This is a genomic window from Heyndrickxia oleronia (assembly GCF_017809215.1).
GTDB lineage: Bacteria > Bacillota > Bacilli > Bacillales > Bacillaceae_C > Heyndrickxia > Heyndrickxia oleronia.
The window spans coordinates 4,126,473-4,140,165 of sequence record NZ_CP065424.1; the positions used below are offsets into that span (position 1 = coordinate 4,126,473).

Annotated in this window: 17 protein-coding genes; 3 read left to right on the forward strand and 14 right to left on the reverse strand. The window is 32.5% G+C overall.

The features are described 5' to 3' along the window. Positions 1-22: 22 nt before the first annotated feature. Complete coding sequence (locus I5818_RS20630; RefSeq protein ID WP_071977735.1) at positions 23-514, forward strand: RrF2 family transcriptional regulator; 492 nt, start codon at positions 23-25, stop codon at positions 512-514. A gap of 158 nt (positions 515-672) precedes the next feature. Here I5818_RS20630 and I5818_RS20635 read toward each other — a convergent pair whose 3' ends face one another. Further along, a complete protein-coding gene (locus I5818_RS20635) occupies positions 673-831 on the reverse strand; it encodes a DUF3934 domain-containing protein (protein WP_071977734.1) in 159 nt (52 codons plus the stop codon). 551 nt (positions 832-1,382) lie between these two features. Between I5818_RS20635 and I5818_RS20640 the strand changes: the two genes are divergently transcribed. Continuing rightward, a complete protein-coding gene (locus I5818_RS20640) occupies positions 1,383-1,583 on the forward strand; it encodes a cold-shock protein (RefSeq protein ID WP_058006349.1) in 201 nt (66 codons plus the stop codon). Between the two features lie 708 nt (positions 1,584-2,291). Here I5818_RS20640 and paiA read toward each other — a convergent pair. The 11 genes from paiA to I5818_RS20690 form a co-directional block, all read right to left on the reverse strand. Then, positions 2,292-2,810 carry a spermidine/spermine N(1)-acetyltransferase gene (gene paiA, locus I5818_RS20645; RefSeq protein ID WP_078109767.1) on the reverse strand — a complete coding sequence of 173 codons (519 nt, stop codon included), beginning with the start codon at positions 2,808-2,810 and terminating at the stop codon, positions 2,292-2,294. Positions 2,811-2,834: 24 nt separating this feature from the next. Continuing rightward, on the reverse strand, positions 2,835-3,287 hold the full coding sequence (locus I5818_RS20650) for a MarR family winged helix-turn-helix transcriptional regulator (protein ID WP_071977772.1): 453 nt from the start codon (positions 3,285-3,287) through the stop codon (positions 2,835-2,837). A 240-nt stretch (positions 3,288-3,527) separates the two neighbouring features. Next, positions 3,528-4,016 carry a DinB family protein gene (locus I5818_RS20655; RefSeq protein WP_071977732.1) on the reverse strand — a complete coding sequence of 163 codons (489 nt, stop codon included), beginning with the start codon at positions 4,014-4,016 and terminating at the stop codon, positions 3,528-3,530. Between the two features lie 500 nt (positions 4,017-4,516). Continuing rightward, complete coding sequence (locus I5818_RS26480; protein ID WP_078109768.1) at positions 4,517-4,711, reverse strand: DUF6980 family protein; 195 nt, start codon at positions 4,709-4,711, stop codon at positions 4,517-4,519. Between the two features lie 357 nt (positions 4,712-5,068). Beyond that, positions 5,069-5,665, reverse strand: coding sequence for a DUF2441 domain-containing protein (locus I5818_RS20660; protein ID WP_071977730.1), 597 nt, complete (start codon positions 5,663-5,665; stop codon positions 5,069-5,071). 83 nt (positions 5,666-5,748) lie between these two features. After that, the gene (locus I5818_RS20665; RefSeq protein ID WP_078110662.1) at positions 5,749-6,096 is read right to left on the reverse strand and encodes a hypothetical protein; all 348 of its coding nucleotides are present in this window, start codon (positions 6,094-6,096) and stop codon (positions 5,749-5,751) included. A gap of 402 nt (positions 6,097-6,498) precedes the next feature. Beyond that, the gene (locus tag I5818_RS20670) at positions 6,499-7,245 is read right to left on the reverse strand and encodes a class I SAM-dependent methyltransferase (protein ID WP_071975486.1); all 747 of its coding nucleotides are present in this window, start codon (positions 7,243-7,245) and stop codon (positions 6,499-6,501) included. 119 nt (positions 7,246-7,364) lie between these two features. Then, on the reverse strand, positions 7,365-8,327 hold the full coding sequence (locus I5818_RS20675; RefSeq protein WP_078110663.1) for a phosphotransferase enzyme family protein: 963 nt from the start codon (positions 8,325-8,327) through the stop codon (positions 7,365-7,367). 259 nt (positions 8,328-8,586) lie between these two features. Next, a complete protein-coding gene (locus I5818_RS20680) occupies positions 8,587-9,177 on the reverse strand; it encodes a hypothetical protein (protein ID WP_078110664.1) in 591 nt (196 codons plus the stop codon). Positions 9,178-9,392: 215 nt separating this feature from the next. Further along, a complete protein-coding gene (locus I5818_RS20685; protein WP_078110665.1) occupies positions 9,393-9,896 on the reverse strand; it encodes a DinB family protein in 504 nt (167 codons plus the stop codon). Positions 9,897-10,047: 151 nt separating this feature from the next. Continuing rightward, positions 10,048-10,716: an RNA polymerase sigma factor gene (locus tag I5818_RS20690; protein ID WP_078110666.1), complete on the reverse strand. Its 669-nt coding sequence runs from the start codon at positions 10,714-10,716 to the stop codon at positions 10,048-10,050. A gap of 90 nt (positions 10,717-10,806) precedes the next feature. Here I5818_RS20690 and I5818_RS20695 point away from each other — a divergent pair, with 90 nt between their 5' ends. After that, positions 10,807-11,220, forward strand: a complete 414-nt coding sequence (locus tag I5818_RS20695) for a VOC family protein (protein WP_078110667.1) — start codon at positions 10,807-10,809, stop codon at positions 11,218-11,220. Positions 11,221-11,303: 83 nt separating this feature from the next. Here the strand turns inward: I5818_RS20695 and I5818_RS20700 are convergent, their stop codons facing one another. Further along, positions 11,304-11,726, reverse strand: coding sequence for a hypothetical protein (locus tag I5818_RS20700; RefSeq protein ID WP_078110668.1), 423 nt, complete (start codon positions 11,724-11,726; stop codon positions 11,304-11,306). Positions 11,727-12,070: 344 nt separating this feature from the next. Continuing rightward, the gene (locus tag I5818_RS20705; RefSeq protein ID WP_078110669.1) at positions 12,071-13,549 is read right to left on the reverse strand and encodes an Lsa family ABC-F type ribosomal protection protein; all 1,479 of its coding nucleotides are present in this window, start codon (positions 13,547-13,549) and stop codon (positions 12,071-12,073) included. Positions 13,550-13,693 lie beyond the last annotated feature (144 nt).

Genomic DNA, 13,693 nt, shown 5'->3' on the forward strand with positions numbered 1-13,693 from the left:
CAAACAAAGGTAGGTAAATTTTATGCAATATAGTGTCGGAGTTGAATATGCTTTACATTGCCTGGTTTATTTAATTGATGTTCCTTCCAATGAAAGTGTTGGAATTAAAGATTTGGCAGAATTTCAAGGACTTTCTGAGACATTTCTTTCAAAAGTTTTCGGTAAATTATCTAAGGCTGGTATTGTAAGTTCTGTTTCAGGTGTAAAGGGAGGTTATAGGTTATCTAAGTCTCCAGAAGAAATTTCCTTTTGGGATGTAGTTGAAGCAGTTGAAGGTCCTAAGCCTATTTTTCAATGTAAAAATATTAAAGATAATGGTTATTTGTATAGAGAAAGCTGCTGTTCAGCTCCCTCCTTTTGCACCATCAATTTAGTTATGCTTTCCGCGGAGGAAAAAATGCGTGATTATTTACGTAGTAAAACTCTTTCTTGGTTAAGTGAAGAGCTTGATCGTGTCTTACCCAAACAAATGCGTGAAGATACTCGGAAATATTTTTCGAAAAGTAGAATATAAAACAAACCTCTCATGTAATTTCTTAATTAAGAGGAATTTAGAGAGGTTTTTTCTTAGTTCAAAGGAAAAGTATCTTTCCATTGTCAACTGGATAATCCACTCTTAGATTGCTTGTATACTGTATTTGTTCCACACTATCTAAATATTGATAAGTGACTTTAGCTATTGCTCGTGGGGTCATTTTTTAAAACTTTTTTTGTACCTTTACTGATATATGGTTTTGCACTCTTTTTTCTGTTTTTACTAGCTTGCCAACGATTCCACCCCTTCTTGTCTGTTCCTCTCCCTGTACCGCCTTTTCCTTTAGCTTTACTCATAAAATCACTCCATTATTTTTCTAAGTTGGTATACCTATCGAGTTAGTATTAGTCATTTTACTATGCTATTAACCATACATCTTGGTAATTCTGAATTGACAATTGCTACTATAGAATGAATGCCGGGATGATTATACGCTCCTGCTACTCCATTGATATAAATGATTTTTATTTATGTATGAAAAAATCAATGGTCTAATGCAAACTCGACTACTTCCTTGTATGTAATATCTCAAGTATTTTCAAACATTATTTTCACTCCTTAAAAAGGGTAAACCATTTTCTCTATTCCCACAAGCTTCGAAGAGTATAGTTTCCAACCACAATTTTCGCTAACCTGCCCAAATTTCTTCTAAGTGCAAGAACTTAATGATTAAAAGAAATCAACGAGGCCGAAAGAGTTTGCAAGCTTTTTCATTTTCTGTTATGATAATAAAGAATTATTTTTGTTCGGTGTAAAGGATAGTATAAGTGTCGACTTTTCGTCTTGATGATCACTTTGGGCAAGGATAGTAACACATTGTGTGGTTACACACTAGGAGGCAACATAAATGGAACAAGGTACAGTTAAATGGTTTAATTCAGACAAAGGTTTTGGTTTTATCGAGCGTGCTAATGGAGGCGACGTATTCGTACACTTCTCAGCTATCCAAAGTGAAGGTTTCAAATCTTTAGACGAAGGTCAAAAGGTAACATTTGACGTTGAGCAAGGACCTCGTGGAGATCAAGCAGCTAACGTTCAAAAAGCTTAATCTAATTAAAATTGTACAAACAGGCCCTATTTCATAGAGCCTGTTTTTTTATGTATTTCTAGATTATTCTTAAATAAAAAAACCTACTCAACGATCGAGTAGGAATCTAAAACAGGTACTGTAAAATGATTTTAAGCTTTAAAAGGTTCACTACAGTATACCATATTTATTAACAACATACAGAGCTTTCATCGACCATTCAAAAATTAATTTGAAAGTATGTATTTCCTAACGAGCTAACCTACCTCGTAATCAAATAAAAAATGTCACCAAATTGTCAGCTAGGTTTTAATTACTTGCATTCGTAAGTGTTATTAATATATCTTTGGTATTTATGTGTTTTATATTATTTATAACCTGATTGTCCCTCGTTTATTAACATCTCATATAACCCGTCTGTTACAAGGTTAATGTTAAGGTTATCCTTAACATCGGATAATCTTTTCCAGACATCTAAATATTCTGTATCCCCATCAATCCCTTGAATGATTTCCTATTCATAAGCATTGTTATAGAGAGACTTGGATACATATATAAAATCAAATTCATACCCTACTTCTCCATACCAAGGATCAATGATACTTGCAAAGTTGGTTCAATAGTATCTTGATTTATTTCTTCTTTGACCTCACGAATCACAGCTGCCTTACTGTCCTAACCGTATTCAATGGTTTCTCCAACTGGTTGGTAATCAACATGCACAAAAAATCACATGAGTGTTTTGGTCATAATCATGTCCGTTTGTTCTTCATCACCCATATAAAAAGAGTGGGATCCACTTTGAACAAATCCCATTTTTTTATAAAAAGCGATAGCATTTTCATTTTTTTCCCATACACCTAGCCAGATTTTCTTTTTATTACATTTCATCGCACTTTCAATCGCTATATTTAGCAGATATTTACCTAGTCCATGTTTTTGAAATTTTTTCTTTATATAAATCCTCTCGATTTCAAGTGATTCATCGCCCATATCTTCAGACTGAGCATCATTGATATTGACCTTTAAATATCCGGCGACTTCATTATGAAAATAAACAAAAAAGAATTGAGAAGAACTGTTCGATAATTCTTTCTCTAATTGTTTTAATGTAAAAGCCTTTTTCAAATAAGCATCCATATTTTCAGGAGAATTCTGATGTTTAAAAGTCTCATTAAATGTTTCATAACTAATCTCTTGAAGTTCTTGTAAGTCTTGAAGGGTACACTGTTTGATATTTATAGTCATTATAAAATGTCTCTCCTTTAATAATTAATAATTTCTCCTGTTTCCCTTTTTTACAAATTCCCAGTCTTTTTCTATATTTTTTCTTACTCTTTGAATAAGATTAAAAATGATTTCTATTTCACTTTCGGAAAATCCCTCTAATGCAACGCTATTCGAATAATCATTTTCTCTTTTTATAAATGGATAAACATTTTTCCCTTTCTCTGTTGGAAAGAGCTTTTTTATTTTTTTGTTCTGTTCATCTTCTTTCTTTTCAATAAATCCATTTATTTCAAGTTTTTTTATAGCACGAGAAGCTGTTGTTCGATCTACTTTGATCATCTCAGCTACCTTTTCTTGAATAATGCCTGGATTTTCACATATTCGCACAAGGTACAAATACTGGCCTTTTGTAAGATCATATTCTTTAAATTCTATATTACTAATAGAATCTAATGCCCTTGCTATCATTCCAATTTCACGAAGAACTTCCATTATCATTGACTCCTTAACCTATTTTGTTGCAAATGCAATAATAATCATATACATTTAATTTAACTCATTTTTATTGCATTTGCAACAAAACAGGAAGAAAATAGAATATGTTTTATTGTTGGAACTTCACTTTTTGATTGGACTATCCATAGATGTGAGTTTATTTAGGAGCTTAGGAAATAAAAAAGACCCCAGGTTTTGGGGTTGTAAACAGCATTTATATCCAAGGTTATGATAGAATTCCTATTCTCTATCATTTACTTTCCAACTTTTTTGCAGCTTCCGAATATAAATGATTTGTCCAATATGATAAGCGTTATGGGTTACTACATTTCCAAGTATCGCCCACCATTGGGCAGGTACAGGGAAACCATTTACATTGCTTTCTATTTTTTCTTCTGTAAGTAGATCTTGCCATTGTAATAAAACCTTTAATAATTCTTCTTTTAAATCATTAAATGTTTTATTTTCTGGAATGATAAAGCTATTATTATTATTTTCTATGGAAGGTACAGCATTTAAATGAGATTTTTGATATCTAGTTTGCCAAGTTTCATTCCAATAGAGTAGGTGCTGCACTATTTCAGCGATGCTATTACTATTTTCATTAGGCTTCCATAATGCTTCTTCTTCTGACAAATTTTCAACTGAATCCGAAAATGGTAGATACCAACTAGGGTCATTAGCATTTGCTAACAACTGATCGGATAATACATCTTTAGCATGAACCATACTTTTCCCCACTCCTTTATATATTCATCTGATTTAATAGCAATAATTCAAGCGGCCAATTAATAAATTTCTCTTAAATAAAAATCACAAAAATAGAAAAGATAAGCTCCTCCTCAATATGGCCCAATTGTTGAAAATAGGTTAAGTCAACTATTAAACTATACTTTCTTAAGTTATAAAAGCTACTTGTAAAGTAGTTCGAGACTTAACTATATTTCTGCGCCTTTTCCACTATCATTAGAGACATTTACCGTTTTCAAAATATGTTTATGGCTTAGATATTTAACTTAATATTCAAAATATACACACAAGAAAGGATTATCTATTTGATGTTCTCTTTATTTCACCCATTTGTTCAAGTAGATATCTTCACAAAAACATTGCCAAAAGCTTACTAAATTTCAGTAAACCACCACACCCAAAGATTGATAGTCACTACTCCCCAAACAGTGGTTCCTACTATCCACCAAATTCGTTAGCGAATGTGAAGTGTTTAATATTCATAGTTTCGAACCACACCAAGGACAAAAAGAAATACTAATACTCGATGTGACACCATCATGGATTATCAAACCATAGTCATTATTTTTTCTATCGAAAATTATTATTTTATCAGGGCATTCAAAATGATTCTCATGTATTTTACATTCAAAATTCGCATGATAAGTCATATTCTCACAACAATGTCTTTTCATTCTTCAATTCTCCTTATGTAAATTACTTCTTGTTACATAAATTAATACTACAGTTATCACTATTACACTAGGTGAAAGATCCCCCCCCCCAAAAAAAAACGATTCCAGAAACAACAAATAAATTATAATAATAATCAATTATTAGATTGCAAAATATAGCAATCAAACATAGCTTTTTCCTTACATAGTTTTTTTATTATCTTAATAAGCCTTTCTTGCACAAAAGAAGCGTTAATAATACTGTAATTAACGCCACTCTTAATTTAAGTACATTTTTTGACATATTGAGAAGTAAACATTTTAGAGGTGTTACAGGTATAAAAAAGCTCGTTTTTTTATGAACCCTTATAACTAAATTTACTCTATTGTGTAATCGTGAATTATTTCTACAACTTCAATTTCTCCGTTAATCAATAGTTCAGGAAGCTCGTTTTTTACATTACCTCTCCAATATTCTCTAGCTTGTTCAATTTTCTGCGAGAAAGGAACCCCATCTGCCTTCGGCAAAAGTTCTCCATCTCCCTCAAAATAATTCCCTACAACTCGTAGTTTAACAATCTGCATAACTTTTCGATTATAAGAATCAAATAATTCTTTCCATTTCAGAGCTTCATCATAGCTTTTCGCAGCGTATAAGCAAGATAATCTTGAAGGATAATCTGGATATTCTTGTAATCTAACCATTTCTGTTATTACTTCTCTGATAGCTCTAGTTGTTTGATCCGCATAATCTACAACTACCTTGGCATTCTCTTTATTCAAGTTCAGGCCTTCACTGGTAAAATGATTATATAATATCTGTATAAAGTCTTCGCCTTTAGAATTAAATCGTTCTCTTTCAAAAAAGAAGCGATATAAGTTATTTTTTTGGTTATTATCAAAGTTAATAATCTGCCCAAGACTCATTTCTTTATTAGTAACAATGTGATAAGCATTAAAATCATTCCTTTTCATGATTCTGCCTGCCTCCTGTTAATCTCAGCAAGTTGTCTATAATATTGTTGTTATATCAATTTTGTATTTACATAATAAATTGTTCAATTGCTCGTTCTCAAAATTTCCGATAAGCCGTTGCCATCCAAATATCGAAACCCCTCAATTTTCCCTTTTTCCTTTTCAGAAAAAAGGACTATTCCTTCTACGCTTGCAGTTTTTTCTTCAACTCCATTTTTCTGACAGCCAACCTTTGCAATGAAGTTATAAAGATATGAATTCTTCTCACTTTGCTCAATTATGATATTCTTAAGACTTAACTTATAGTCATTATGGGTAGCTAACGTTGGGTATTGTCCACCAAGAGCAGATATGAAGGAATCAAACGCAGATTCTATAAAATAAGGTCCGTATACCTCTGTGTAATACTTCCCTAACTCTGTAAAAGTCATCTTTATTAAATAGCTCCACAAATTGCTCATCTGGACCAGTAAACTGATGCTCAAGAACTTTTTTAATTGTTTCTTTATTTATGTCTTCTGCATCAACCTTTGAGCAAGCAGCTATTAAAAAACCTGACATGATCAACATTAAACTTAAAAAATAATGGGTTTTGCCTTATTATTATTTTTTGTCATTACTACACTCCCCCTCTTTCAGATAATACGTTTGGAATGCATTTAAGATTCGGATTCATACATTTTTCTCTTAAACTAAGTTGCCTCGTTACTAAAAAGGCTGCTACTTATATATAGCAACCTTTAAAAATACTTTTTATACAGTTCTCGTCTTAAATGACCACTTAATTAGGCATAATTCCTTGTTGTTTCACTTTTCGCATATCTCATCGGAGCCTAAACATTCCTAAAAAGATATAAACCAAATCCAAGGGTATCTCTTCCCCATTTTAGATACATTTCTCTCCAACTTCTAATTTTCTCCAACATCGCAGGACAATCAGGATCCTCAGGTGTCATATAGCAATAATCCTCAATCGATTTTGAATACAACCATTCATATGCATCAAAATCATCTTCATTTGCAACAGTAGACCATAGCGGTATTAAACCATAATCCTCCGCTGTAAATATATTCTGGGTATGATACAAAATTTCCTCTTCCTTTACACCAAATAAATGTAGATATTCCTTATCGGGTTTTTTTCTCCAATAAAGCTCTCCTATAAGTATATATCCGCCTTTTACTACTATGTTTTTCAAGGATTCTATAGTATTTTGATAGCCACCTAAAACATGTGAAGACCCAATACAAATTCCTACTTTAAATTCTTGATTCAATGTTTTTATTGTTAGATTAGCGTCTTGATTAAGAATCTCAATGTTATTTAGAGCACCTCTGTTTTTAGCATTTACCTTTAATTGTTCAACGAAATTACTATATTGTTCAATTGCAATACAATTAGAACTGTACTTTTCAATTATTCGAAGAAGAATTTCACCTTTGCCCGCACCTATGTCAATTACCTTATCATTAGCAGTTAAAGAAAGGATTTCAACAACTTTATCAATTTTTGCTGGGTTAACTGGATTATAAAAAGAATGATTTTTATGGGCTATTGCTGAAAACTTATTTCTATCCAAATCAAAACCTCCAAACATTATTCGCCTACCTACATAACAAAACATCTTATTTATTAAACTACCTCCTATAGTTAAACATCAAAAAACAGTCTTTTCTCCTTAATGAAGTAAAGTACCCTTTAATGCAACAATACACCGTTTGTGCTAGTAAGAAGAGAATGATTTTGTTCAATTCTCACCCTAAAATGGTTCATTATCCTTATTTGCTCCTCAGTTAACTTTTCTTTATTCCAGTACATGTGCATTAAGCTGTATTCAAATACTTCTTTTAATTTAATAAATAAGGGCAGTTTATCTAGCATTTCTGAGGATATTTCATTTTCCTCCTGGTATCCTTCGATAATTGCTTTTGTGATAGCCCTTCCATATTCAATAATGCTACCTCCACCTACATACGAATACTCCATCGCACTATAGATTGGAACTGCTAAATCAAAAACATAAAAATGTTTCTCGCAATCTTGAAAATCAACCATAGTCAATTTTGAATCATGATCAACTAATATATTCTCTAACCATAAATCACCATGTAATAATCCATAATTCGAATGATTTTTTGACATTTCTTTTATTGTTAATAAAACCTCTTCCGCAATTTCTCTAATAGCAGTTTCTTCTTTAGGAATGTATTTGAGAAAAGCATATTCCTCATTATCATGCCAATCGTTGATATATTTAATTGGATGCATCTCTTCAAATTTTTTGGAGAAACGATGTAATCTACCTATTTGCCGACCTAATTCTTTTAATATATTGGCATTCCATTGGTTTCTTGGTAAATGTACACCTGGAGCCGATTGATAAAGAACAGTTAATCTTTCATTATTGTTTAGAGTTATCTTCTCTACTACCTTGCCATTTAGTGAAGATATTGTTGGTGATACCCCTAATCCTTCTTTATACAGAAAGTTTGTGTAATTAACTTCTTCTAATTGTTCATCATAATTTTTATAGTTTGTGATTCTTGCGAAGCAATCACCTTGTTTAGTAGTACACCGAAACATCTCATTTGTTACTGCTTTAACCTCTATAATATCCATTGGGTATATTTCATTAAGTAATTCAAGAATTTTATCTACCATATTATCTCCCCTTCTCTATAAAGACCCTACTTTTTTAAGTTCAAGAGTTTCATATTCAACTCCGCTTTTCCCCCTTACTTGAATAACTTCAACAAAAAAAGCATTAATCCTTCTTCGATTAATGCCCCTTATAGGGTAAGTACATTCCTTTACAAATTTTTAGAACTAATTTCATTTATTATTGGAATACTATCTGAAAGCACAAGTAGCAACTGCCCTTGCTGAAACAATTGCCCTCATGTATTAAAAAATCCCCCCATTAGTGTGACCTTTCATAAAAGGTAACGAATGAATCAAAGTTTTTTGTAAACTCCGTGGAAAGATTTCTAAATCCACGTTTTAACTCACCTCTAGATAAGTAGCTCCCATTTTTTAATTGAATAATGTTTTCCTCCAACAATAATAGATCCTTTATATTGTTAACTAAATATCCTCTTTGTTCACTTGTATAATCCACTTGAACAAGAAGGCTTAGAAAAATTTCTCTAACTTGCTTGACCTCGAAAAGCATTGTATCCAACTTCATTTTATCAATAGGGATAGAATCTTTACTAACTAACCAATCCTGTTCAAAAATAGGCAGGACATATTGTGTTCGGTCTATAGTAAGATTTGGAACTTTATTATTCAAATCCGCCTTTAAATCGTTTTCATAGGAACCCTTGAAATCGTTAAAAATCTCCTCAAAGATTTTACCATTATGCAAAACTTTATTGGGCTGATAAACGTAATTTTTTTTCACTCTGAAAGGGGAATAAGGGTAACACAAAGTCATTATAAAAATAAAAAGTAGGATTAGTACGGATAATCCCCCTATTCCTCCAATAATTCTTTTACCCTTTAAGCTCATATAAATCTCCTCCCTTAAGGAATCATAGACGAAATAACCTTAAAATAGTTCCAGTCCAACAGTTCCTAAATAAACAAACCTGTCCCTTTGGCTTAATCACTTCAACAAAAAAAGCATTAATCCTTCTTCGATTAACGCCTCCAATGGTTTAAGTGCACTATATAACAATCTATCTATTATTTGATATTAAAGAGCCTTCCCTTTCTATTGATAGATTACATTTTTGGAGCTTCCATACCAAAAGTTGCCCATTCTTCTTTTGCCGGGCCATAAATACCTGGAACGGTTAATCCCGCCTGACGCATTAGAACCGTCATTTGTCCGCGATGGTGGTTTTGATGCTGAATCAAAAACAACAAAAGTGACCCATTAGGAATTTCTTGCCCAAAAAAGTTTATCCGTTCTTCTAAGTCTTTATCGCTCCATTGATTTCTTAATGACTGTATAAATGAATTGCTAGCTTGCTTGTAGCTATCTGCTATAAACTGGGCCGAATCAGGAACTGGCCAATCCTTTGCTGGAGCCTCAAATGTTAAATTTGTATTTGAGGCAATGATGCGAATGGAACAAACGGTGTGCCAAGCTACACGTCCTAAAGTCCAATTCTGTGAAGTAATCTCCTGATTAAGTGAGTCATCAGTTAAAGCACTTAGTAATTTATGGGTAACCCCGGATTCATATTCCCAGGATTTTAAAAAATGGTCTAATTTTAAGAACATCAATATCCCTCCATGTTTTTTATATAACCACTTCGCTAAATATTTCAATTTCCCTTCCATTTATCAAAAAAACAAGAGTGTTTATTTAATATTTATGATATTCAACTACTTCAAGAAAAGAACATCTTAAAGGAATACCCCTGTTAGCCTTTCAGTATCTCTTACCTGAATAAACTTGAAGAATATTCCCATCAGGGTCCGATACAAAAATGGTGTGAAACTCCTTTTCTCTATTAATAAATACTTTGAAATTATCTGTTTGGAGTAGACGATAATAGTAAAATATCTTTAACGGTTGTTGATTTTTAACTGCTAGTGAAAATTCTTTTATTACATTAAAGTTGTTTTTCTGTTTAATTGTATCCGTTATGGCATTTTCCCTTAACGACATTCTAGCTCGATGAAGGGCAGTTTTAATAGATTCATTACTAACTCTCAGCATTTCAGCGATTTCTTCTGAAGTATATTGAAAGACATCTTTTAAGGTTATTAGCATTGCCTGACGAAGTGGAAGAGTTCCATATAATATTTCTAATAAGCTATCCCACTCAGTAGAATCCCAACTACTCTTATATAACTCGTCGGGCGAAGTCGGAATATCAATTTTCTTACGTTTTTCATCAATAAAAATGTTTCTTGCGATGGTGTATAGAAAAGTTATATTGATCTCCCTATTGGGTTCTCTTTGTTTTATCTTTATATATCTAATTAGTGTTTCCTGGACTAAATCCTCTGCTAGCCATTTGGAGGTTGTTAAAGATAAGCAATATTTATATAACTTCAATGATATCTCTTCAATATTTATAGATTCAGTAACCATATGGCCTCCAAAAAATTTTTTTTATTATGTAACTTTTATCTAATTATAATCGTTTATATAAGGAAAAAAATAAAGGAGAGTGATTTTATAATGTTTAAAGTAGGCGGTATTTTTATTCCTGTTACAGACTTGGAACGATCTAAAAGATGGTATGAATTAAATCTTGGTGTAACAAAAGTCGATGAATGGCAGGAGAATGGATTAGATCATGGTGTGGGATATGTTTTTAAAGATGACTCGACAGGTCTTGCGTTAATAAAGGTTGAAAAGCCTCAACCCACAGAATTTACTATTAAAGGAACAAGCAAAAACGTCTATTATAATTTTGTTGTTGAAGATATTGAACCAGCTTACGATTTTCTGAAGCAAAATGGAGTTAAAACAACAGAAATTCACGATTATGGTGTTATGAAAGGATTCGATTTCTTCGACCCTGATGGAAATTCGTTTAGTGTAGTAAGTGAAGAAATTAATTCTCCCTATCATAAAGACAATTTAAAATGATCAAAAATTAGTGGAAGCAGCTAAGAATTGCTTCCACTTTTGTTTACCCTATTCAACAGGTCAACTCTTTTGCCAAATTAGATTTAAATTTCTTCCTGATATATTTCTATTTTTATCGGCTCTAGACTCAATGGTATTTTAAACTCCTTAAGGTTTTCTATCTCATTAAAAAAATCGTCTATATCATCATAATCCATTGACCATTCTCCGATTTCTAACCTTCTCAATTCATCTGTTGGTTTAAATAAAAATTCACAGTGAAGTTGTTCCATACGAGAATATTCATCTTCTTCATAAATAGTAAACTGACGTACAAAATCAAGGTGGAATAGTTCTTCTCCAGTAAAATCATATACACCACATTGAAATAGGATTTCTTTATCTTCTTCTCTCTCAACTGGCTCTTTACAAAAAGCCTTAAATGTTTCCCAAACTGTTTTCATATCATCGGTATCTTTACCAATCTTATTTTTAAGGTAACTTTCCGCATTTTTAACCGTAATCATTACAACACCACCTCCCACATTATCATGTAATTAGTCTTGTTGGACTAAACTGCACTTAAGTGATCCAATCCTTGCCCTTTCCTCAGCAGTCATGGTGTATTGTGTATCTCCCAATTTAAAAGTATGCGATCCTGACAATGCTTCATAGGTCTTACAAGAGTAACAAACGATACGAATACAGCCAATGACAAGTATAATTGATTCATACTCAACCTCTGTTCTTCTTGGAAAGTCCTTTACCTTATTGTAGTAAACTCCCCTTTACTTCAAAAAAAGAGCATCCCTTATTAAAGGAATGCCCCCTAACCGGATTTACTGATAACCTTCAATTCTTCATACGAAACCTACATAGATATAGTTTTTGTTGCAACTGTTTGTTGAAATGCCAAATCATGCTCAACAATAACCATTGTAGGATTAAAGCTTTGAATAAGCTCTTCAATCTGCATACGTGAATAAATATCAATAAAATTTAACGGTTCATCCCAAATATATAAATGAGCTTTTTCACATAAACTTTTGGCTATGAGCAGCTTTTTCTTTTGCCCACCAGAATAGTGAGATATATCTTTCTCAAATTGAATTCGGTCAAAATCCATCTTACGGAGGATGGATTTAAATAACGTTTCATCAATCGCATGCTCTTCAATAAAGTCCGATAACTGTCCTTTTAAGTGAGAAGTATCTTGTTGGACATAGGAAATGAGGAGGCCTGAACTTAACTTCATTGAGCCTGTATGTTGTATCGGATTTCCTAGAATTAGTTTTAGGATACTGCTTTTTCCGCTTCCATTCTTTCCATCAAGTACAATTCGGTCCCCTTGTTCAACTTTAAAGCTAATGGCCTGATTCACTATTTGGTCATCGTACTTAATAGACACTTCATCCAAAACAATTAATTCTTTTGTCTGAAATTCCATTGGTTCCAATTTTAATGACTCAGTTTTTTCGACGTTTTTTAGCAGTTTTGACTTTTCCTCTATCGCTTTTTGTTGCCTTGATTCAAGGTTCTTTGCTCTCTTCATCATCTTAGCCGCTTTATGTCCTACAAAACCTTTATCCAACTTAGAACCCGAATTTGTTGTCCCATTTTTGGAAGCTTCCACTTGATTAGACCAACCTGCTGATCGCTTTGAAGCCTGTTTTAATCTCCCTATGTCTTTTTGTAGACGCTGATTGGTTGCCTCTTCGTGTTCCTGCTGTCTATCAAAATTTAACTTCCAAGAAGAATAGTTACCACTTTGAACTTCAATATTTGCTCTATTTATCGATAAGATGTGGTCAACGCATCCATCTAAAAAGATCCTGTCATGTGAAATTAATATGAACCCTTTTTTCTTCCTTAAATAATTAGAGACCATCTTTCGTGCATCAGTGTCAAGATGATTGGTTGGCTCATCGATTAATAGAAATTGACCCTCAGTCAAAAAAAGGGCAGCAAGCAACACCTTTGTTTGTTCTCCATTTGATAATGTTTTAAATGGGCGGTACATGACCTCGGCATCAACATTTAGATAGGATATTTCACGAAGAAATTCCCAATCCTCTGCTTGAGGGCAAATCTCTTCAATGATTTCATAAGTATATTTATTTTTATCCGAAACTGGATAAGGGAAATAATTAAATTCTACCGAAGAAATGATCTTCCCACTATACTCATAATTTCCTAATAATAAATTAAAGAATGTTGTTTTACCTCGTCCATTTCTACCTATAAATCCAAGTTTCCAATCCGTATCTATTTGAAAGTTCACACCTTCAAAAATATTGTCAAAGCTACCTGGATAAGAAAAAGTTAAGTCTTGAACTTGTATCATTGACATGATAATTCCTCCTTTGTATACCAATACTTTTTACTTTTTATACAAAGTCGGTATATCCATCATCTATTCACAATTTCTCCGTATAAGTTTGATGGATATTATCGACTTATACGGAGTTTTACATGTGTAACAATTGTGTCCTCT